The 20,907-nt window shown below is 36.4% G+C and carries 20 protein-coding genes; 15 read left to right on the top strand and 5 right to left on the bottom strand.

Annotated features, from left to right (window positions below; translation table 11 throughout):
• Positions 1-54 precede the first annotated feature (54 nt).
• The 9 genes from FLUTA_RS16965 to FLUTA_RS17005 all read left to right on the top strand — a co-directional run bounded on the left by FLUTA_RS16965 (position 55) and on the right by FLUTA_RS17005 (position 7,324).
• Positions 55-828: a class I SAM-dependent methyltransferase gene (locus tag FLUTA_RS16965; protein WP_013688132.1), complete on the top strand. Its 774-nt coding sequence runs from the start codon at positions 55-57 to the stop codon at positions 826-828.
• A gap of 43 nt (positions 829-871) precedes the next feature.
• Positions 872-1,846 (top strand): cytochrome-c peroxidase, encoded by a 975-nt coding sequence (locus FLUTA_RS16970; protein ID WP_013688133.1) that lies wholly within the window; start codon positions 872-874, stop codon positions 1,844-1,846.
• 162 nt (positions 1,847-2,008) lie between these two features.
• Positions 2,009-2,590 carry an RNA polymerase sigma factor gene (locus FLUTA_RS16975; protein ID WP_013688134.1) on the top strand — a complete coding sequence of 194 codons (582 nt, stop codon included), beginning with the start codon at positions 2,009-2,011 and terminating at the stop codon, positions 2,588-2,590.
• Positions 2,591-2,776: 186 nt separating this feature from the next.
• Entirely contained in the window at positions 2,777-3,721 is a 945-nt protein-coding gene (locus FLUTA_RS16980) for a hypothetical protein (protein WP_013688135.1), read from the top strand.
• Positions 3,722-3,807: 86 nt separating this feature from the next.
• Positions 3,808-4,857: a quinone-dependent dihydroorotate dehydrogenase gene (locus tag FLUTA_RS16985; RefSeq protein WP_043023905.1), complete on the top strand. Its 1,050-nt coding sequence runs from the start codon at positions 3,808-3,810 to the stop codon at positions 4,855-4,857.
• The gene (locus FLUTA_RS16990; protein WP_013688137.1) at positions 4,850-5,704 is read left to right on the top strand and encodes a hydroxymethylglutaryl-CoA lyase; all 855 of its coding nucleotides are present in this window, start codon (positions 4,850-4,852) and stop codon (positions 5,702-5,704) included. Before FLUTA_RS16985 ends, FLUTA_RS16990 begins: the two co-directional genes overlap by 8 nt.
• A gap of 16 nt (positions 5,705-5,720) precedes the next feature.
• Entirely contained in the window at positions 5,721-6,371 is a 651-nt protein-coding gene (locus FLUTA_RS16995; RefSeq protein WP_013688138.1) for a hypothetical protein, read from the top strand.
• Complete coding sequence (locus tag FLUTA_RS17000) at positions 6,371-6,790, top strand: hypothetical protein (protein ID WP_013688139.1); 420 nt, start codon at positions 6,371-6,373, stop codon at positions 6,788-6,790. The genes FLUTA_RS16995 and FLUTA_RS17000 overlap by 1 nt, the downstream gene beginning before the upstream one ends.
• 87 nt (positions 6,791-6,877) lie before the next feature.
• Positions 6,878-7,324 carry a hypothetical protein gene (locus FLUTA_RS17005; protein ID WP_013688140.1) on the top strand — a complete coding sequence of 149 codons (447 nt, stop codon included), beginning with the start codon at positions 6,878-6,880 and terminating at the stop codon, positions 7,322-7,324.
• Between the two features lie 25 nt (positions 7,325-7,349).
• Here FLUTA_RS17005 and FLUTA_RS17010 read toward each other — a convergent pair whose 3' ends face one another.
• From FLUTA_RS17010 to FLUTA_RS17030, 5 genes are all read right to left on the bottom strand, one after another.
• Positions 7,350-7,559, bottom strand: coding sequence for a hypothetical protein (locus tag FLUTA_RS17010; RefSeq protein ID WP_013688141.1), 210 nt, complete (start codon positions 7,557-7,559; stop codon positions 7,350-7,352).
• Entirely contained in the window at positions 7,560-9,788 is a 2,229-nt protein-coding gene (locus FLUTA_RS17015) for a TonB-dependent receptor (RefSeq protein ID WP_013688142.1), read from the bottom strand.
• A 133-nt stretch (positions 9,789-9,921) separates the two neighbouring features.
• Complete coding sequence (locus FLUTA_RS17020; RefSeq protein WP_013688143.1) at positions 9,922-11,370, bottom strand: glyceraldehyde-3-phosphate dehydrogenase; 1,449 nt, start codon at positions 11,368-11,370, stop codon at positions 9,922-9,924.
• A 94-nt stretch (positions 11,371-11,464) separates the two neighbouring features.
• A complete protein-coding gene (locus FLUTA_RS17025) occupies positions 11,465-12,331 on the bottom strand; it encodes a sigma-70 family RNA polymerase sigma factor (RefSeq protein ID WP_013688144.1) in 867 nt (288 codons plus the stop codon).
• A 282-nt stretch (positions 12,332-12,613) separates the two neighbouring features.
• The gene (locus FLUTA_RS17030; RefSeq protein ID WP_013688145.1) at positions 12,614-14,080 is read right to left on the bottom strand and encodes a trypsin-like peptidase domain-containing protein; all 1,467 of its coding nucleotides are present in this window, start codon (positions 14,078-14,080) and stop codon (positions 12,614-12,616) included.
• 127 nt (positions 14,081-14,207) lie between these two features.
• Here FLUTA_RS17030 and dapF point away from each other — a divergent pair, with 127 nt between their 5' ends.
• The 6 genes from dapF (at position 14,208) to FLUTA_RS17060 (ending at position 20,792) form a co-directional block, all read left to right on the top strand.
• Positions 14,208-14,987, top strand: a complete 780-nt coding sequence (dapF, locus tag FLUTA_RS17035; protein WP_013688146.1) for a diaminopimelate epimerase — start codon at positions 14,208-14,210, stop codon at positions 14,985-14,987.
• Positions 14,980-15,468 carry a hypothetical protein gene (locus tag FLUTA_RS17040; RefSeq protein WP_013688147.1) on the top strand — a complete coding sequence of 163 codons (489 nt, stop codon included), beginning with the start codon at positions 14,980-14,982 and terminating at the stop codon, positions 15,466-15,468. The genes dapF and FLUTA_RS17040 overlap by 8 nt, the downstream gene beginning before the upstream one ends.
• A 282-nt stretch (positions 15,469-15,750) precedes the next feature.
• Positions 15,751-16,290, top strand: coding sequence for a GNAT family N-acetyltransferase (locus FLUTA_RS17045; protein ID WP_013688148.1), 540 nt, complete (start codon positions 15,751-15,753; stop codon positions 16,288-16,290).
• The gene (mltG, locus tag FLUTA_RS17050; RefSeq protein ID WP_013688149.1) at positions 16,260-17,321 is read left to right on the top strand and encodes an endolytic transglycosylase MltG; all 1,062 of its coding nucleotides are present in this window, start codon (positions 16,260-16,262) and stop codon (positions 17,319-17,321) included. The genes FLUTA_RS17045 and mltG overlap by 31 nt, the downstream gene beginning before the upstream one ends.
• A gap of 4 nt (positions 17,322-17,325) precedes the next feature.
• Positions 17,326-18,321, top strand: a complete 996-nt coding sequence (locus tag FLUTA_RS17055) for a glycosylasparaginase (RefSeq protein WP_013688150.1) — start codon at positions 17,326-17,328, stop codon at positions 18,319-18,321.
• Positions 18,315-20,792, top strand: coding sequence for a glycoside hydrolase family 2 protein (locus FLUTA_RS17060; protein WP_043023906.1), 2,478 nt, complete (start codon positions 18,315-18,317; stop codon positions 20,790-20,792). The genes FLUTA_RS17055 and FLUTA_RS17060 overlap by 7 nt, the downstream gene beginning before the upstream one ends.
• The last annotated feature ends 115 nt before the right edge of the window (positions 20,793-20,907 follow it).

Raw genomic sequence — 20,907 nt, forward strand, 5'->3', positions numbered from 1 at the left:
AAGAAGTCTTTAAAGATTGTCGTTAGGATGTTCTAGATTATTAACTTTGTTCGTATGAAAAAAGCGTATAAATTTCTTCTGAATAAATTACCAAGACCACTTTTGATTCGTTTAAGCTACGTTTTTAAAGTGTTTGCGCCTGTCATTTACAAAGGAAACAATGTCGAATGTCCTGTGTGTAATCGGAAATTTAGAAAATTTTTATCCTACGGATCTGAAGTTGCGCATCGCGATAATGTACTTTGCCCTTATGATTTAACTTTAGAACGCCATCGTTTAATGTGGTTGTACTTGAAAAGAGAAAGTAATTTCTTTTCTGCTCCCAAATTGAAAGTACTTCATATTGCTCCAGAACAGTGTTTCCATAAAAAATTCAAGAATCAGCAGAACTTGGATTACTTAACGGGAGATTTACTTTCTCCCATTGCGGATATGCATTTCGATTTACATGAGATTCCTTTGGAAGATAACCGATTCGATGTTGTTTTTTGTAATCACGTGATGGAACATGTGGATGATGCATTAAAATGTATGAAAGAATTGTATCGAGTGATGGCTCCAGGTGCTTGGGGAATTCTTCAGGTTCCACAAGATATTTCAAGATCTGAAACGTATGAAGATTGGAATATTACTTCACCTGAAGAGCGCGAGAAACATTTTTGGCAAAAAGATCACGTGCGTCTTTTCGGAATGGATTATCCTGATTGGTTGAGAAAAGCAGGCTTTGAGGTAGAAATCGCTTTTGAGAAAAATCCGATATCAATCGAAGAAATTGAGCGTTTCAGGCTTTCAAAACAAGAGATTCTTTATATTGTCCGTAAAAAGTAAGTGTTTTTTGATTGGAATCCAGTAAATTAGATTTCAATGAGTCATGAAATTCAATAAGCAAGGCATTTTAATCTGTTTCCTATTGATTCTATTAGGATCAATGTGTACTTTCCGCAAGAAAAACACCTTGATTTTGGGTGAAATTCCCTCTCCAATTGACAATCTAAATTCAAGTGAGAAAATTGCTTTTGGGAAAATGCTCTTCTTTGATAAGAGACTCTCCAAAAACAATGAAATAGCTTGTTCCAACTGTCATCAGCCTGAGAAAGCTTTTACAGATGGTTTACCCAAGAGTATTGGTATTGAAGGAAGAGTTGCGATGCGCAATGCTCCAAGTTTATTGAACAGCGCTTATTTTAAAAGCTACATGTATGATGGCGAAGTAAAAACGTTAGAGCTCCAAGCATTGGTCCCTATGCAAGATCATCAGGAAATGGGGAGTTCGATGAAGGAAATTCTTCAAAAGCTTTCTAATGATGAGCAATACAGCCAATTAGCAAAATCTATTTTTAAACGAGAGTTAGATGCATTTGTCATTACACGTGCATTAAGTTCTTACGAAAGATCTTTAATCAGCCAGAATAGTAAATTTGACCGCTATCGAGCAGGGGAGAATGCGGTTTTAAATTCAGATGAACTAGCAGGTTGGCTTTTGTTTTCTGAAAAGCTGTATTGTACGAAATGTCATTCAGCTCCTCATTTCACCAATTACAAAGTACTCAGCAATGGGTTGTATTCTGATTATGTATTGGATAATGGTCGTTTTCGAATAAATGGCTTGCAAACTGATAATGGAAAATTTAAAGTTCCTAGTTTGCGAAATGTAGCCTTAACAGCTCCTTATATGCACGATGGAAGTATTGAGACTTTGCGAGGTGTTATTTTGCATTATTCCAAGGGAGGTGAGGTATTTGAAAATAAATCCCCTATTATTCGACCATTTTCGATTACTGAACATGAAATCAGTCAATTGGAACAGTTTTTAAGAACTCTAACTGACACTTCTGGAATCAATTAGATCTAAAATCTACTAAATTGATAGGATAAATAGCTTAGTTCGTCGAATTTTTGTTAAAAATCCACTATATATTTCAGAATTCGATAATAATTTCAAAAAAAATCAGTTAAGTTAGATATACCCAATGCAAAAAATTATGCAAACCCAAAATCCAAATATACCATGGCAATTAATGTCTATTTCCACCAATCATCGGAACTACTCCAAGAGGAGCAAGTATGGGTGATACAAGCAAAGGCAGATCCGGCAAGATTTGAACCTTTGTACCGTAAGTATTATGATGCAATACTTCGTTATTTGAAACAGCGGATGGAAGATCCAGAGCTAGCTTATGATGTAGCTTCTCAGGTTTTCATCAAGGCAATTAAGAATATATCGAAGTATGAAGACCGAGGAGTGCCTTTTGGCTCTTGGCTTTATCGAATAGCTAAGAGTGAATTGTACCAATCTTACAGAGAGTTACAAGCTTCTAGAACTGTTTCTATGGAGAATGTTCAAATTCCATCCTTTGACACTCTGTTTTTTGAAAACCAAGAGTTTGAGTACAACCAATCGTTACTTCTTGCAGCAATGCAACGACTAAAAGAAGAACAACTGAAATTGATTGAGATGCGTTTCTTCGAGCAATTAAGCTTTAAAGAAATTGGAGAATCAATTGGAATTACTGAAAATAATGCGAAGGTGAAAACATTTCGAGCATTGGAAAAATTAAGAGAATATTTTTTAGGTAAATATGCCGCTTAATTGAATGAAAGCCCTCTAGAAATGGAGGGCTTTCTATTTGAACTAATTTTCTAAGATAAATTCAATGGATACGGTAAATTATTCAATAAAACTAGCAATTTGAATAAATCCGACTTTTTTTTTGATTGCGTAAATAGAAAACCTTAATTTAGCGCTGTGAAAACTACTACAACATAAATTTTTAGAATGAGATACATAAGTCTAACTATTTTATCCATAGTTTCAACAGTTACATTTGGTCAAGGTTCGAACTTCAATACTCAGCGTAATTGGGCAATGAATAAGAAAGAAATTTCAATTGGAATTGGCGCTACTAGTTTCCTTGGAGATCTAGGTGGAGCTAACCAAATTGGAACAGATTACAGTTTGAAAGACATCGATTTTAATTCGACGCATTTTGGAGGTTCTGTATCATACAGATATCGCTTTCATCCTTATTTTGCAACATCCACAATGGTAAACTTGGGGATGATTCGAGGTAATGATGCATTGACAAAAGAGCCTATTCGGAATATGCGAAATCTTCATTTCCGTTCATTCTTTGTAAGTTTAAGTCAACGAATTGAATTTATTCTACTTGCGAATGAAAAAATTGGACGTAGATATAATATTCCTGGTTTAAGAGGATTTACAGATCACAACGAGCAATTGTATTTAATTGCAGGAATTGGAGCGATGTATTATAATCCGAAAGCTCAATATCAAGGGAGCTGGGTTGCGTTACATGACATGCATACAGAAGGTCAAGGATTGCCTGGAGGACCAGCAAATTACAAGAGAATTACCGCAATGGTTCCTCTTGGAGTTGGTTTCAGAATGGGAATTAATCGTATGTGGAGAATAGGACTAGAAGTCACTTATGTGAAAACGTTCTCTGATTATATTGATGATGTACATGGTGTTTATTACGATGCATCAGCTATTGGAGCAACTTATGGAGCACAAGCAGCTTATTTATCTAATCCGTCTACAAACCCATCGGCATTTAATGCAGGTAGTCAAAGAGGTGATAAACAAAAAGATGCTATGATTTTTGTAAATATTATGGTTACAAGAAATATTACTTATAAATCATCTACAGGTAATAGGCCAATGAAATTCGGAAAACGAAGATATAAAGCGAAGTTCTAGAACCAATTTTAAAATTCTTTTAACAAAACGAGCTTATCTATTGATAAGCTCGTTTTGTGTTTCTACCTTTGGTACAAATTGATAGAATGTATCCTTTGCTACGCTGGTTTCTCTTTAAATATGATCCTGAAAAGGTTCATTACTTCACGTTTAAATTACTTGGGTTTTGGCTAAAGGTTCCTTTAGTTAGGCCTATTTGGAAATCCATTTATTGTGTAAAGAATCAACTCTTAGAAACAGAAGTTGCAGGGATAAAATTCCCTAATCCAGTTGGGCTAGCTGCTGGATTTGATAAAAATGCGCTTCGAATTAATGAATTGGCAGCTTGTGGATTTGGTTTTGTTGAAATTGGAACCGTAACACCTGTTGGACAAGATGGTAATCCGAAACCACGCTTGTTTCGATTGATTGAAGATCAGGCAATCATTAATCGCATGGGATTCAATAATGATGGAGCAGCTGAAATTGTTGAAAGACTTAAAAAATTGCAACCAGCTTGTATCATCGGAGGAAATATTGGCAAAAACAAAGTGACTCCGAATGAGGATGCAATTTCCGACTATCTTATTTGCTACAATGCTTTAGAACAATATGTAGATTATTTTGTGGTCAATGTTTCTTCTCCGAACACTCCAAATTTGAGAGAATTACAAGATAAAGAACCGCTTACTAAACTATTGCAAACCTTGATGGATAAACGCTCTGAAATAAACTCATCTAAACCCATCTTTTTAAAAATAGCTCCAGACTTAACAGATTCTCAATTAGATGACATAATTGCTATTGTTAAGGAAACCGAAATTGCAGGAATTATTGCTACAAATACGACTATTGAACGAGGTAATTTAGTAACTTCAAGTGCCCAAGTTGAAGCGATTGGAATGGGTGGTGTTTCAGGAAAACCACTTAAAAATAGATCAACAGAAGTTGTTCGGTATTTGTACAAAAATTCGAATGGTTCTTTTCCTATAATTGGTGTCGGTGGGATATATTCTGCTGAAGATGCCCTTGAAAAATTGGAGGCTGGAGCAAGTTTAATCCAGTTGTATTCTGGATTTATTTATGAAGGTCCGGGTTTGGTGAAAAAGATAAATAAAGCAGTTCTAAAAAAACGAAAGAAAATAGCACATGAATGACCGTGTTTTTATAACAGAATGTCCACGTGATGCCATGCAAGGTATTAAAGAATGGATTGAGACAAATGATAAGATTACTTATTTGAACAGTCTTTTGGAATGTGGGTTTGATACTTTAGATTTTGGAAGTTTCGTTTCGCCCAAAGCCATTCCTCAAATGCAAGACACTGCAAGGGTTTTAGAAGGTTTGAATGAAAGTGACACGAAATTATTAGCAATAATACCAAATGAACGCGGGGCGGAAGATGCTGCGAAATTTGAACGTATTGATTTTCTAGGATACCCGTTCAGTATTTCAGAGACTTTTCAGGTGCGAAATACCAATGCAACCATTCAAGAATCTTTGAAAAGAGTGGAAGCTATTGCAAATATCTGTCACAAAGAGAATAAAGAATTGGTATTGTACCTTTCAATGGGATTCGGAAATCCTTATGGAGATGCATGGTCACCAGATTTAATAGTAACTTGGGCGGAACGTTTAACACAGTTATTTGAAGTTTCTCGACTTTCCCTTTCAGATACAATTGGAGTGGCAACACCAGCATTAATTCAGCAAGTTTTCTCAACAATTTTATCGGAATCTAAATCCATTCAGATTAGTGCGCATTTGCACACTTTACCAGAAAATGCTGCTATTTTGACGGAAGCGGCATATACTGCTGGTTGTCGCTATTTTGAAGGCGCTATAAAAGGTTTTGGTGGTTGTCCAATGGCGAAAGATGAATTAACTGGGAATATGCCTACTGAGCGTATGTTGGATTGGTTTAAAGTGAAAAATATCGAGACAGGAGTAGATCCAAAGAAATTCACGGAGTCCTTTGTAACTTCTTCCAAAATATTTCATTAAAAACAAAAATAACGGTATGAAAATCAAATTCGGATTGTTTTTACTCCTTTCAATTGTTTTCACTTCTTGTAGCGATGAAGCGGATGATACTATTACAATCGAGAAAAGACATTCAAGTAAAGAAGCCTTGACGGATAATACCATCAGTACTAATTTTAATGAAAATAGCTTTAAATCGAAAGTAGAAGCTGAATTATTGGTTGAATTACATCTTTGTGATCCGAAAGCAACAAAAAATGATGATCCAGCTCATCCATCTTGTTCTCCAAATTTCTTTCGCTTTTTTAAGTTGAATAAAAACACTCCTTTGAAGGATGGATTCAAATTGTTGATAAAAGCTGGTGTTAATGGCTTTCCGATAAGAAGAATGTTGATTTTTGAAAGAGAAGGAGGGAATTTGGTAAAACTAAATGGCTTTAACGGGAATTTAATTGAAGAGCGTAAAACTTCTTCGGGATACGATGATTTGGTGATTCGCTTTCCAGATAACATCAATAATAATATCACCTACTACAATTGTTTGTTCCGTTGGAAAGATGGAAGATACGATTACGTCAATTGTGAAGTAATTGATGAAGATGTTCCTCGAAAAGTGAAAGCTGAATTTATCGATTCAATGGGAGTTGAGATTAAGAAAATTCTTGATAGAAACAATATGCTATTTTGATGAAATTTAGTTGTCATCTAATTCTTTCTATTCTATTACTTTCTTCCTGTGGAGATACTGGTATTGAGCCCATTGATAATTACATTTTATTACATGATAATTCCTCCAAAGTTTGGTTGATAGATAAGCAATTGGATGGAGATAAAGATTACACACCTTTGCAATTTGAGTACAAGGATTTGATTGTTTTCCACGAATCACAGAATGCTTATTTCCACCGACTGAAAGACTTAGGAACGAAACCAGGTATCAAAATGGGCTTTTGGTTGGATCAATCAAAAAATGAAATCGGTTTTAAGGGTACAAAGAAAGATTTGATTTTCGAAATTATTTCCCTTACACGTACAAAAATTGTCTTAAAGCCCAAACACAAATCGTTTAAGTACACGATTGTCTTGATACCTTTTCCTGAATATTAGTTCTGAATGGGTGAGGTGTTAAATTGAGCAAATAGTTTTCAATTCAATTTCCATCATTATTTATACATTTGTCTGTAATTCAGCCTTATGAAAAAAAGTTCGTTTCTATTGTTTTTATCTCTTAGTCTACTAATCATTTCTTGCAGCTCCAATGAAGAATGTAAGGAATGTGAAATAGAATCTAATATAGATACTGTTGCTAAAGCAGATGATTTGACAACTGCTTTGAAGGATACTGCTACAGAAAAGAAATCAGTTGCGGTAGAAAATAAGGAAAATCACGAAAAGATTGTTAAAAAGTACGGTGAACAATGGGATTTTTGTACCTGTGTAGTTGCCAATGATTCCATTAATGATGCCTTTGAAAAAGGGACAACTAGCGCAAAACAAGAAGAAAAATTAATGGCTCGATGGGAAGTTGTCGATAACAAGTGCAAAGAACTTTTGACCACTCCGAATACAACTCCAGAAGAAAGAGCGAAACACGATAAGAAAGTGATGAAGTGTTTGAAGCAAAACGGATTGAAAAAATAAGGGAACCCTCAGGCTCCCTTACTATTTAATGTTCGTGACAATGAACTTCGTATGTTTGAGTTCCGTCAGAATATCCGTTTTTTTCTAGGTTTTCTAAATCGTCACCACACTTGTTTCCTAACTCCACTTCTTCATTCTGAACGTTTTCATAATGACAGTCATGACATTCTTTTTTCTTACAAGATACGGCACCCAAGAATAGTGCGATTCCAACTAGTAATGTTGCTTTTTTCATTTACTTTAAATTATATGTGATTACTATATATCCATTAATTCCAGGGGAAGGAATATCAAATGTTTTTAATCTAGAAATATGTGGGACATAACGTGTATTCAGACAATTTTTCACTCCAGCCTGTAGTCCCCAAACAGATTTACTTTGTGTGAATGAAAACTTCAGTCCTGCATCAAGAACATGATAATCGACCGTTCTAGTTTCGTAGTTAAATACGTTGTTTTGAGGGAAATAATATGCGTGTTGAATAATGATTTCATCAAATTTAAACGCTCTTTTCGAGTTAAATGCAAAACGTAAATTCGTTTGAATTCTTCCAGGAGGAACTAGCGGCATGGAATAATTGTTATTGATAATTCCATAGACCAAAGAGTAGGTCGATTCTAAATGAAGTCCGTGAGCGAAATGTGGATGAAGGTGGATTCCAGCATCAATTCCATAAAGCTGTGCAGAAGTGGCGCTTTTGTAATAATAAACAGGAAGTGATTCTGCAAAGCTGTCGGATGGCTCGATGTAAATGAAGTGTTGAATATAGCTATAGAACGGATTAACGATGAAACTAATGTGTTCGTTGTCATATTCATAAGTCAAATCAATCTGATTCGCCTGCTCTGTTTTTAAGTCTCTGTTGCCAATTTCAAATCGCATGGTTCCGTGATGTACACCGTTTGCCAGTAATTCTGAACTGTGTGGCGCTCGGAAGCCAGATGAAAGATTGATGCGTAATTTGCTGTTCTTGAAACGTTGAACAATTCCAGCCGAATAAGTAAATCCCGGATACCAGTTATTGAATTGAATACTATCATCCTGAACTTTTAAATGCCGCACATCCATGCGCAATCCCAATTGAAAGGTTGTTTTTTTGACAGTACCATTTAAGACTGTGTAAATTCCATTATCCATCGTTGTTGCATTTGGAATCAAGATTTCCTCTGCGTCGGGATTGTTTTTATTTAATTGCACCATTCCCTGAACTCCACTGATCAATTCTAGTTGATTTCTTAAAGTAACTTTGTGCTTGACTTGATAAGAAGTGGTGTTCAATTGAAGAAACATCCCTGGAATAGTTACTTTTTCTTCGTATTCTTGAAGTTGATTGTGGGTATTTCCCAGCAGGACTTGAAATTCGTGTTTTTTGAAGAAAAATTTATTTTCCCAAGAGATTATCTGATTGAAAATGTGTTGATAAGGAAGTCCCTTTTCACGTACAGCTTTAGTTCCGTAGAAGTCGGCAGGATCAGGAATTGAGTCGTGTGAATGCCCTGGAATTCCCACATCCATCATCAAAAGGGAATAGCGAATATTGGACGTGTAATTTTTCCGACCGAAGCCAGCAGATATGCGCGCCATTTTTTGATTGTAACGGGTGTTTTTTACATACAATCCATCTGGAGTCTGATAATCTGCAGCGGAATTGTAGCCACCATAAACAGCTAATCGAAGTTTTTTGGTACTGGTTTTAAATCCTACGGTATTGGAAGTGAGGAGTGAATTGGATTCAAAACGACTTTGAAGCATAAATGTAGTCTTGTTCAGATGTGCATATTTTTCATCTGAAAAGTAAAGAATCCCTCCCAAAGCATCTGCTCCGTAGAGCAAACTTGATGGGCCTTTGATAACTTCTACTTGGTCTATTCCTATTTCTGTGATTCCTAACCCATGATCACCGCCCCATTGCTGGTTTTCCAGTCGAATTCCGTTCAGGTAAGTAATTACTCGACTTCCACTCAATCCGCGGATAATGGGTTTGTAGATTCCAGTTCCTGTAGAAGAATTATAAACTCCAGGAATCGTTGCCAATGCATCACCCAAAGAGCTTTGAGGAATTCCATTTAATGTTGATAATTTTCTTACTTCCACATGAGAAACGACCTGATTTGCTGTTTGTCCGTAGCTGGATTTGATTTCCACCTCTTCCAGTTCAAAGTGCTGTTCGTGTAATAAAATCACGATGGAAGTATCTGTTTTACTTTTAATTAGTTCTACTCGCAGTAAATCATAATGAGGTGCTCTTACAACTAGATGAAAAAGTTGTGGCATGTTTTTCAGATTCAGTTGGAATTTCCCTTCAGCATCTGTCGTTACATGAATTTCATGTTCTTCAATTCCAATAGAAGCTTCTGCAATGATTTGTTTGGAATGCTCATCGATCACTGTTCCATGCAGAACTTGTGAGAAAAGCGTTTGAGAGGATAAACAGATACATACCAATACGAGAATTCGTGTCATCGAAATAGTTTTTAATGCAATTGTGTTGCAAATATAGTTAAATGCAATAATGTTGCAATAAAAAATAAAAGAAAATAAAAAAAAGGATCCCGAAGAATCCTTTTATCAATATATTTCAAATTTGATTTGACTATTAATAATAAATCAAACGTTGAACTTTTGTAATGTGTTTAGCCAAACGAATTACTTGTTTCGTGTAACCAAATTCGTTGTCGTACCAAGTATATAACACCACATTTTTTCCGTCTAAAGAAACGATAGTAGCATGCGAGTCATACACAGAACAACAGGTATTTCCAATAATATCGCTAGAAACCAATTCTGGATCGTACGAATAGAAAATCTGATTGACTAAATCGCCTTCCAAAGAAGCAGCACGAACTACGTTATTGACATCTTCGATTGTTGTTCCTTTTTGTAATTCCAAAGAAAGAATTGCCAATGAACCATTTGGAGTTGGTACACGAACTGCATTAGCGGTCAATTTATCTTTTAAGTTTGGAATAACTTTCGTTACAGCAGCTCCAGCTCCAGTAGAAGTAATAACCATATTGATAGCAGCAGAACGTCCTCTACGTGAAGATTTGTGCATGTTGTCCAACAAGTTTTGGTCATTTGTGTATGCGTGAACTGTTTCAATATGTCCTTTCACGATTCCAAAAGCGTCATTGACAACTTTTAAAATAGGGGAGATTGCATTGGTTGTACAAGAAGCTGCAGAATAAATCGTTTCATTCTCAACATCTAAATCACCTTGGTTGATCCCGTAAACAACATTTGGAATTTCTTTACCAGGAGCAGTCAACAATACTTTGGAAACTCCTTTAGCTGCTAAATGCTTCGATAAAGCTTCACGATTGGTGTATACACCTGTGTTGTCAATTACTAATGCGTTGTTGATTCCGTATTTCGTGTAATCTACATCTTCAGGATTGGAAGCATCAATCATGTGAACAATTTGTCCGTTGATGATTAAAGTTTTGTTTTCCAAATCTTCCACAACACTTCCTCTGAAAGCACCGTGAACAGAATCAGAACGCAATAAAGCAGCACGCTTAACGATGTCCTTGTCACTTGCACCACGCGTAACGATTGCACGTAAACGCAATTGTTGACCTTTACCGGCTTGTTTGATCAACTCACGAGCTGCCAAACGACCAATACGACCAAACCCATATAAAACGACATCCCTTGGCTCAACAGATCCTGAAGCACTAGAGAATTTACCTAATTTCGCTCCTAAAAAAGCAGCTTTTGAATCGAAAGATGTTCCTTCAGCAATCCATTCACTAGATAACTTACCGATGTCGATTTTAGCAGGAGCCAAATCCATTTTCAACAATTCTTCAGCTAAAGCAGCTGTCGTTTCAATGTCAATTGGTTTCTTCACAACATTCTTTGCATATTCATGCAAGTTTAGAATTTCTGAAATCGTAATGTCTGTAAGGTGATTACGGAACAAAACCAATTCAATTCCTTTGTCGTAAAGTAACTCACCAACGTGACTTGACAATTTCACAGCAGCGCGTTCTTTCTGAACGTGCATGTTTAACTCTTTTTCATAGCCTAATGCAGCTTCCATCTAACGGGTGTATTTATTTATGTTTATTATTTTCAACGAGATACATGTGTGTAAAGCAAAAAAGGCCGCCCGCGTTAGCAGACAGCCTTTTTTCTTATCCTAAATATGCTTTCAATAACTTATTTCGAGAGGTGTGTCGAAGACGTCTAATCGCCTTCTCCTTAATTTGTCGAACACGCTCGCGTGTTAAATTAAACTTAGCACCAATCTCTTCTAGAGTCAAACCGTGATTCATTCCAATTCCGAAGAATAAACGAATGATTTCACGCTCTTTGTCCGTTAATGTACTTAAAGAACGTTCGATTTCTTTTTGAAGTGACTCTGCCATTAGCGCATGGTCAGCTTTTGGTGAATCAGCGTTTGCCATAACATCCATCAATGTACCACCGTCTTCAGATGAAGAAAGAGGAGCATCCATAGATACGTGACGACCTGAAACATTTAAGCTTTCTTTGATTTTATCCTCTGGAACTTCCAAAGCCTCTGCTAATTCTTCTGCTGAAGGAGGTCTTTCGAATTCTTGTTCCAATCTTGAAAATGCCTTGTTGATTTTGTTTAATGAACCAACTTGGTTTAATGGTAAACGTACAATACGAGCTTGTTCTGCTAAAGCTTGTAAGATAGATTGACGAATCCACCATACAGCGTAAGAAATGAATTTGAAACCACGCGTCTCATCAAATTTCTGTGCAGCTTTGATCAAACCTAAATTCCCTTCGTTAATAAGATCGGGCAATGTTAATCCTTGATTTTGATACTGTTTTGCTACAGACACGACGAAACGTAAGTTGGCACGAGTTAACTTCTCTAATGCTCTTTGATCGCCTTGTTTGATTTTACGCGCCAATTCTACTTCTTCTTCGGCGGTGATTAGCTCTTCTTTACCAATGTCTTGAAGATACTTGTCTAATGACTGGCTCTCACGATTGGTAATCGATTTTGTAATCTTAAGTTGTCTCATGTAATGAACTTCGTTTTATAACGATTAATGAAAATCTGGGTGCAAAGTTACGACGAAATACAAGTGATTTCCAAATAAAAAAGGCAGATTTTCAAGAGATTTTCACCTCTCAAAAACCATGCCTTAACAATTATTTTATATTCCATCCCGAATTACGGCACTTTCGCGGCGAAAGTTCAAAAAAGTTCAAGGGTTAAAAAGTTCAAAATTAATTGCTAATGAATTTCATTCCGATAGCTATCGGGACTTTGAACATTTAAACCTTTTGAACGGATTTGAGGTTTATAAACCGAATCCGACGTATTCTTTCTTACCGCTTTCTGAAACAATCTCCAACAAAATTCCACCTTTTGTGTTGGTTAGAAGTCGGGTGAGTTGCTCTACAGATTCAATCTGTGTTTGATTGACCTTCGTAATGATATCTCCCTCGGAAAGTCCGCTCGATTTTAATTTTCCTGGTTCCAATGTTTTTACTTTCACTCCGAGGCTGACGTTTAATTCTTTTTTCTCTTTGGAAGTTAATTCTATAAAAGTTCCACCAAGTGCAGTTGTTTTGCTCATTTCTTCTTTCGACTTCAAGGATGTTTCTCCGTCTGCTGATCTCAAAAGAACTTCTTTAATTACTTCGTTTCCATCTTCTGTGCGTAACGTAAGGTTCACTTTATCACCAGGTCTGCGTTTTCCGATTTCTTCTTGCAATGCAGCTACAGAGTTCACTTCTTTGGTTCCAACTTTTAAAATAACCCAGTTTTTCTTCACTCCAGCTTTGTCTGATCCACCCTCATCTGTAACAGAAGAAATGAAAACTCCTTTTGTAGAAGGTAAGCTGTTTTTCTCTTTTATTTCTTGGTTGATGTCTGCAATTTGAACTCCTAAATAAGCTCTTTGAACAATTCCGAAGTCAATAATGTCGCGCATTACTTTATTTACTAGGTTTACTGGAATAGCAAAGCTGTATCCGGAATAAGAACCTGTTTGTGAAGCAATCGCTGTGTTAATTCCAACCAAGTCACCTTTTGTATTTACCAAAGCTCCTCCAGAATTCCCTGGATTTACCGCTGCATCTGTTTGAATAAAGGATTCAATAGGAACATTGGTGTTTCTTGTTCTGTCAGATAGTAAGTTGATGTTTCTCGCTTTTGCACTGACGATACCAGCGGTTACAGTGGATGTTAAGTTAAACGGATTTCCAACTGCAAGAACCCATTCACCAACTCTTAAATCGTCGCTATTTCCAATTCCAATTGGTTTTAAACCTGGAGCATCAATTTTTAATACTGCAATGTCAGTGGAAGGATCTGTTCCAATCACTGTTGCTGTGTATTTTGAATTGTCGTTGAGAATGACTTCAATTTCAGATGCATCTTGAATAACGTGGTTATTGGTTACGATGTACCCATCACTGGAAACGATTACTCCAGATCCAGATCCGCTTCCATATTGTTTGAATTCACGACCACCAGTTCCAGGGCCGTAAAAGAATTCGTAGAATGGATCTCGTTGAACCTGTGTTCGAACTACTTTGGTGGTGACGTGAACTACTGAGTTAATCGTATTTTCTGATGCTTCAACAAATGAAGCGCCTTCCGCAGGCATCCCGTTGTATGAAACGGTTTTTGCTAGTCTGTTGCCGTCGATAACTTGCTCTGATAACGGCTCTTCGTAAGTTGACTTTAAAAGGAAGCCGAAGGCGAATGGAATCATACCGCCAACAATTCCTAATCCTAAGAATTTTAATGTGTTGCTCATGATATTAAATTAGTTTATGCTAAATTTCTATACAATTATAACAGTTATCAATCGATGATTGTTACTTTTGTGCTGTTAAAGATTGTTAAGCATAAAAAGCTTGTAACTCAATCGTAGCAAAGGATATATGAGTCTATTTTTTGTAAAATATCAAGGCACAGGAAACGATTTTGTGATGATTGATAACCGATCGGGAGAGTGGGATGATTTATCTATTTCTACGATTCAAAAGTTATGTGATCGGAGATTTGGTGTTGGTGCGGATGGTTTGATAAAAATCAATTCAATTTCAGGATACGATTTCGAAGTGGACTATTACAATTCGGATGGGTCGAAAAGTTTTTGCGGAAATGGGGCGCGATGTTCGGTTGCATTTGCCCATGAATTAGGGATTATAAAGGATCACGTTTCTTTCATGGCTATTGACGGAGTACACGAAGCGGTGAAAAAGGGTTCGTTGGTTTTCTTAAAAATGAATGATGTGTCGGAAATTGATGTATCTCATAAAGAATTTGTTTTGAATACGGGTTCCCCACATTTCATTCATTTCACGGAGAATGTAGCTGATTTTGATATTGTTTCCTACGGAAAGCAAATCCGGTATTCAGATACCTACAAACAAGAAGGAATCAATGTAAATGCCATTCATCAGTTAGATTCTCATTCTTTTGAGATTAAAACCTATGAACGTGGGGTGGAAGATGAAACATTGAGTTGCGGAACCGGTGTTACAGCTGCAGCAATTGCTCTAGGAGAGAAAAATCTGATTGTTGGTGAGTTTGAGTATGCCGTGAAATCTCAAGGAGGAAACCTCGCGGTTCGATTCACTCGAGAAAATTCCAAATTCACGAATATTTGGCTCATTGGTCCAGCTGAAGTTGTTTTTAAAGGAGAAACCAATGTCTAAATTTGACTTTAAATCAATTCATAGAGAGCTTCCCGAACAACTTCTCCAAAAAACAGTTATTTGGATTTGGAATGCCGATAAAATTCCGCCACACATTGGAATTTCGGTTGGAAAAGATTATTTCAGCTTGACCTATCGAAAATCAGAACAGTTGTTAACTACTTCAATGCTGAAAAAAGCGAAGAGATCTGCTATTCCTTTGGTTTTGGTGGAAATTCCGAAAGAAATCGTTCCATTGAATCCACAAATTGTTTTTTCAAGCTACGAAAAAGCAATTGATGGAATTACTTGTTTGCACCCAATAAGAGAGGTTATGAATTTAGGGAATCAGGTAAATCAATTATCGGATCTTTTGGTCTATTTGGAATCTAAAAAACTGATTAATCAAGTAAATGGTTTGAATTTGCCTGAAAATTATACTGGGATCAAGGCTTATTCGATGGACGATATTTTAAATCGGATTGATACTCTGAATGAGTAATTTGAGTAATTTTTGGATTGATATTTGGGTTTAACTATCTTATTTACATGTTTTTATATTTATTTATCTAAAGTTACTGACGTAATATTGCGGAATTACGTCAAAGTAGGTGAAATCATTCAATTGTATTTAATTGAAAAGATTCCATTCATTTGAATTAGGAATTCGACATTTTAATTAACTCTTAGTAACTTGTTGAAAGAATTCAAATTCCTTCCATTTAAATAAGCAGTTTTTGACTTACATTTGAACGCTTTTAAAGCAACTAAAAAGGAGTAATTAATGAGTTTAACTGGTAAATCCGTTTTCTTGCGTGCTGTTGAAAAAGAGGACGCTACCAAGTTGATGCTTTGGGAAAATAACCCCAAACATTGGAAGATAACGGGGACAGAAGTTCCATTTTCATTTTCATCTATTCTTGAATACATTGATCAGGCGCAACATATTCGCACACATGGTCAATTGAGAATGATGATTTGTGTTGTTGGGACCCGAGAGCCAATTGGAGCGATTGACTTATATCAAGTGGATTTTAAACACCTTCGGGCTGCAGTTGGAATTTTAATTGCGGATGAGGACAATAAGAATCATGGATTTGCTTTTGAAGCATTAGTACTATTAGAAAATTACGCTACTCAAATTTTAGCATTACACAACATCCATTGTTCTATTCATAGCGACAATTTAGCAAGTGTTGGTTTGTTTGAAAAAGCTGGTTTTTTAAGAGTAGGCCTAAGAAAAGAATGGTACCTAGAGAAAGGTATTTGGTTGGACGAAATTTTATATCAGAAATGTCTGGAAAGAAAAGAAACAAAAAAGTAGTATTCGCAGCTGTTGTGGTTATGTTGATTGGAGTTGCACTGGTTTTCGGTTGGACGCCTTTAATGATTTATTTCAAGAAAACTTCCAATGACAAAGAGGCTCGGGTAGTAATCGATAATCGCCAATCACTAGACGGAATTGCAAAATCATTGGAAAAAGCAGGTGTTATATCTAATACAGATGCTTTTCTTTCAATGGCAAAAAACAAGAAGGTTACTGTAGAGAATATTGAACCTGGGATGTATGCGTTTCCTGCTCACACATCCTATCGAGACTTGCTGAACTCTTTAAAAAGCGGGAGTTTTGAAGTGGAAGTTGTGGTTACATTCAATAATTGTAAAACGATTCATGATTTGTGTGTAAAAGTATCTGAATCAATCATGGTTGATAGTACTGAATTGGAAGATTATATTTTGGATTCGGAAACGTTGAACAAATATGGATTTACTGTTGAGCAAATTCCCGCGTTGTTTATGCCAAATTCTTACAGAATGTATTACGATACTGATAAAGAAGCATTTTTGGATCGTATGGCGAAAGAATTTAAAAATTTCTGGACCTCGGAAAGAATGGCGAAATTGAATGAAGTAGGCTTGAAATCTCCTTCTCAAGCTGTTACTTTGGCTTCCATTGTTTATGGTGAACAATCAAAAAATGCATCTGAATGGCCAGTTATCGCCCGCTTGTACTTAAATCGCTTGAATACAGGGATGAAATTGCAATCAGATCCAACATTCAAATTTTGCTGGGGAGATCAATTGAAAGGAGTTCAACGCTTGACTTACGAACATCGAAATAAAGATTGTCCGTATAACACCTATTTGTACAATGGATTGCCTCCAGGACCTATTTCAATGCCTCCAACTGGAGTAGTTGATGCCGTTTTGAATCCAGATAAAAACGATTATTTGTACATGTGTGCCCAACCCAACTATGATGGATTGCACAATTTCGCGAAAGATTATGCTGATCATGCGAAATATGCAACGGAATTTCAAACTTGGTTGTCCTCTGAACTCGCTAATAACTAAGTGTATGGAGCGCAGATCTTTTGTGAAGTTAGGAGCAGTTGGTTTAGCTGCGTCTATTGTAAAACCAAGTTTTGCAAGTGAGGAACCAATTTCTGAACCTTCCTTTTCGCATTATACTGGAGAAGCAAAAATGATTTCCACTTGGAGTCATGGGCAAGATGCAAACCGTGCTGGATGGTTGAAACTTGAAGCTGGAGGATCTTCTTTGGATGCGGTGGAAGCAGGAGCAAGACATACGGAAAGCGATGTAACTAACAGAAGTGTTGGGATTGGTGGAATGCCGGATCGTGAAGGACACGTAACCTTGGATGCTTGTATCATGGATTGGGAATCAAATTGTGGTTCTGTAGGCTGTTTGGAAGGAATTGCTCATCCGATTTCTGTAGCAAAACACATTATGCAAAATACACCACACGTGATGCTTGTTGGTGCTGGAGCGAAAAAATATGCGTTAAAAAATAAGTTTGAAACCATTAAAACACCACTCCCTGAAGTGAAAAAGGAGTGGGAGAAATGGAAGAAAGAACAAGCCGAGATTGCCAAAAAACCTGCAATTAATCATGAGAATCATGATACAATTGGACTTTTAGCAATTGATTCACAAGGTCGAATTAGTGGAGCTTGTACGACTTCTGGTTGGGCTTATAAATTACCTGGTCGTTTGGGAGATTCTCCTATTATTGGCTCTGGATTATTTGTAGATCAAGAGGTTGGTGGTGCTGTTGCAACGGGTTTGGGTGAATCAATCATTCGAATCTCTGGTTCGCATGCTGTTGTGGAATTGATGCGACAGGGAAAATCTCCCGAGCAAGCATGTAAAGAAATAGTTGAAAGATTGATTCGTAAACATAAGGATATGAGTGGTTTGCAATGTGCATTTATCGCTATAAATACAAAAGGTGAAGTAGGTGGTTTTTCGGTTTACAATGGATTTAATTATGCGTTGAAAACTGCTAATAAAGACGAAATGATTGATACACCGTTCGATAGAAAATGGTAAAATTTATTCTGATTAGTATTTTCTTCTCGTTGGCAATAAATCTGTTTGGTCAAATGAATTTATCGTGGAAAGTGCAACATCCAATTTCAAAAAAATGGATGCCGATGGGTGAAAAAGGTTCTGTTCAGGAAGCATTGATTACCGCAAAAGAACTTCCGGATCCTTTTGTTGGGATGAATGAAGATAAATTTGCTTGGGTTGAAAACTATCAATGGATTTTAGAGTCTGAATTTCTTCTAACAGAAGCAGATTTCAACCAATTCGTTGAATTAGAATTCCCAAGTATCGATACGTATGCTTCCATTTTTTTGAATGGAAAATTCGTAGCTGAAACCAATAATTCTTTTGTAAACTATCGTTTCGATGTTCAAGACAAGATAATCGTTGGGAAAAATAAACTGAAAGTGGTTTTTACTCCGCCTGTCATGTATCAAAAGCCGAGAATGGGGAAGGTTGGAGTTACATTGCCTGCTCCAAATGATGTTGGAAAAACGCAAGTGGCGCCACATTGTAGAAAACCTCAGTATCAGTTTGGTTGGGATTGGTCGCTACGTATTCTTACCATGGGATTTTGGGAGCCAGTTAGAGTAGCCATTTTCTCTTCTAATAAAGTTGTTTCAAATTATTCCAATACGCTTGCTGTTTCTGATGAAAAGGCAACTTCTGAATTTTCACTGATTTTGGCCAAAGAAAGCTCAGAATCTTTTACTTGGGAAAGTAATCTGTTTGGCTTGCAAGTGTTGAAAAGTCAAAATAAGGTGCTCAAACGGACAGAAACACTTGAAAATCCGAAATTATGGTGGCCAAGAGGTCAAGGAGAAGCTTTTTTATATCAAGATCACTGGCTTTTGAAAAATGAAAAAGGAGAAATTATCTTCGAAAAAGATATCCGGTTTGGAGTGAAAAAAGTGGAATTGGTTCAGGAAAAAGACCAATGGGGAACTTCTTTTCAGTTAAAAGTAAACAATCGACCAATTTTCTGTAAAGGAGCAGATTATATTCCGGATGATATTTTCCCAGCTCGAATTACGGATCAAAAGTTAAAAAATGCTGTGAAAACCATGTTGGAGTGTAATTTCAACATGGTACGCATTTGGGGTGGTGGATTTTATCCTAGAGAATCTTTTTTAGAAGCCTGTGACGAAGGCGGATTAATGGTTTGGGAAGATTTCATGTTTGCATGTGCGATGTATCCTGGAACCGATGAGTTTTTGAAGAACGTTCAAGAGGAGATTCAACAGCAAATACCCCGGCTGGCTTCTCATGCTTCTTTAACGTTGTTTAATGGAAATAATGAAGTAGACGTAGCTTGGAAAAATTGGGGATTTCAAAGTACTTATAATCTTTCAAGTAAGGACGAAGCGTTGATTGGAGTTTATTATCAGAAGCTTTTTAAAGAATTAATTCCTGAAACAATCAAAAGAATAACAAATATTCCTTACGAACATACTTCACCGTTGAGCAATTGGGGAAATGATGAGTATTACAATCATGGAACCCAACATTATTGGGGAGTTTGGCATGGAAAAGATCCAATTGAGGATTTCGGTAGAAAATCGGGGCGTTTCAATGCTGAATATGGTTTTCAGTCTTTTCCAGAATTAGCAACTCTTTCTTCGTTTAGTAACCCAACGGATTGGAAATTAGATAGTCCAGTGATGAAGAAGCACCAGAAAAGCTATGTCGGAAACGGAATGATTGCCAAACATTCGAATTTACTTTATGGTAAAACAGATGATTTCCAGCGGTTTGTATATTTTTCTCAATTGACTCAAGCTAAGGCTGTTGGGATTGCGGTTGTTGCACATAGAACAACTTATCCAAGATGTGCAGGAACGATTTATTGGCAATTCAATGATTGTTGGCCAGCTCCAACATGGAGTAGTATCGATTATTTTGGGAGATGGAAAGCCTTGCAATATCAAGTGAAAAACGATTTTAAAGATGTAACAATTGCTGCACGAATTGATACACTTGGTAAGGAAAAGTTTGTACTTATTTCAGATATCCCAACTGGATTTTTATGCGAAATAGAAGCTCAAGTGAGTGATTTTCAAGGAAGGATTTTGGATACTTTAAGATGCCATCAAACACTTGCATATCCGCATTCTGTTGAATTATTTCCACAAGAATTAGAGAAGTATAAGAAAGTTGATTTTGCTATTCAATTCAATTGGAAAGATGAAACAGGAAAAATGTGCAGTCGGATCTTTGTTCATGAATTATTTCCAGGAAAAGCAATTGTTGGCATTGCTCCTAAAGTAACTGTCGAATCACTCGATACAGCTTCTGGAAAAGGAGTCGTTCTCATCGAAAATGAAACAATACTGCTAGATTTTTGGTTTACTTCAAAAATAGGGGTAGTCTTCATGGATCAGAATTTTTTGCATTTACTTCCAGGTACGCATCGATTGGAGTTTGTGTTTGAAGGAGACTTGAAACCAACGGATTTTAATTGGTTCTATCATTAAATAGTAAAAATTAACTAAATAAAGTTTGTAAATAATACCACGGTAATTAAATTTGTAGCATGGAAATAGGACAGGTTATCCAATCGAAATTTAAAAATTCTAAGCATAAAGCCGT

The organism is Fluviicola taffensis DSM 16823 (genome assembly GCF_000194605.1).
GTDB classification, from domain to species: Bacteria; Bacteroidota; Bacteroidia; order Flavobacteriales_D; family Crocinitomicaceae; genus Fluviicola; species Fluviicola taffensis.

Coding starts and splice junctions, on each gene's coding strand:
- FLUTA_RS16965 (WP_013688132.1), top strand. CDS start 55: ATGAAAAAAGCGTATAAATTTCTTCTGAATAAATTACCAAGACCACTT.
- FLUTA_RS16970 (WP_013688133.1), top strand. CDS start 872: ATGAAATTCAATAAGCAAGGCATTTTAATCTGTTTCCTATTGATTCTA.
- FLUTA_RS16975 (WP_013688134.1), top strand. CDS start 2,009: ATGGCAATTAATGTCTATTTCCACCAATCATCGGAACTACTCCAAGAG.
- FLUTA_RS16980 (WP_013688135.1), top strand. CDS start 2,777: ATGAGATACATAAGTCTAACTATTTTATCCATAGTTTCAACAGTTACA.
- FLUTA_RS16985 (WP_043023905.1), top strand. CDS start 3,808: ATGTATCCTTTGCTACGCTGGTTTCTCTTTAAATATGATCCTGAAAAG.
- FLUTA_RS16990 (WP_013688137.1), top strand. CDS start 4,850: ATGAATGACCGTGTTTTTATAACAGAATGTCCACGTGATGCCATGCAA.
- FLUTA_RS16995 (WP_013688138.1), top strand. CDS start 5,721: ATGAAAATCAAATTCGGATTGTTTTTACTCCTTTCAATTGTTTTCACT.
- FLUTA_RS17000 (WP_013688139.1), top strand. CDS start 6,371: ATGAAATTTAGTTGTCATCTAATTCTTTCTATTCTATTACTTTCTTCC.
- FLUTA_RS17005 (WP_013688140.1), top strand. CDS start 6,878: ATGAAAAAAAGTTCGTTTCTATTGTTTTTATCTCTTAGTCTACTAATC.
- FLUTA_RS17010 (WP_013688141.1), bottom strand. CDS start 7,559: ATGAAAAAAGCAACATTACTAGTTGGAATCGCACTATTCTTGGGTGCC.
- FLUTA_RS17015 (WP_013688142.1), bottom strand. CDS start 9,788: ATGACACGAATTCTCGTATTGGTATGTATCTGTTTATCCTCTCAAACG.
- FLUTA_RS17020 (WP_013688143.1), bottom strand. CDS start 11,370: ATGGAAGCTGCATTAGGCTATGAAAAAGAGTTAAACATGCACGTTCAG.
- FLUTA_RS17025 (WP_013688144.1), bottom strand. CDS start 12,331: ATGAGACAACTTAAGATTACAAAATCGATTACCAATCGTGAGAGCCAG.
- FLUTA_RS17030 (WP_013688145.1), bottom strand. CDS start 14,080: ATGAGCAACACATTAAAATTCTTAGGATTAGGAATTGTTGGCGGTATG.
- dapF (WP_013688146.1), top strand. CDS start 14,208: ATGAGTCTATTTTTTGTAAAATATCAAGGCACAGGAAACGATTTTGTG.
- FLUTA_RS17040 (WP_013688147.1), top strand. CDS start 14,980: ATGTCTAAATTTGACTTTAAATCAATTCATAGAGAGCTTCCCGAACAA.
- FLUTA_RS17045 (WP_013688148.1), top strand. CDS start 15,751: ATGAGTTTAACTGGTAAATCCGTTTTCTTGCGTGCTGTTGAAAAAGAG.
- mltG (WP_013688149.1), top strand. CDS start 16,260: ATGTCTGGAAAGAAAAGAAACAAAAAAGTAGTATTCGCAGCTGTTGTG.
- FLUTA_RS17055 (WP_013688150.1), top strand. CDS start 17,326: ATGGAGCGCAGATCTTTTGTGAAGTTAGGAGCAGTTGGTTTAGCTGCG.
- FLUTA_RS17060 (WP_043023906.1), top strand. CDS start 18,315: ATGGTAAAATTTATTCTGATTAGTATTTTCTTCTCGTTGGCAATAAAT.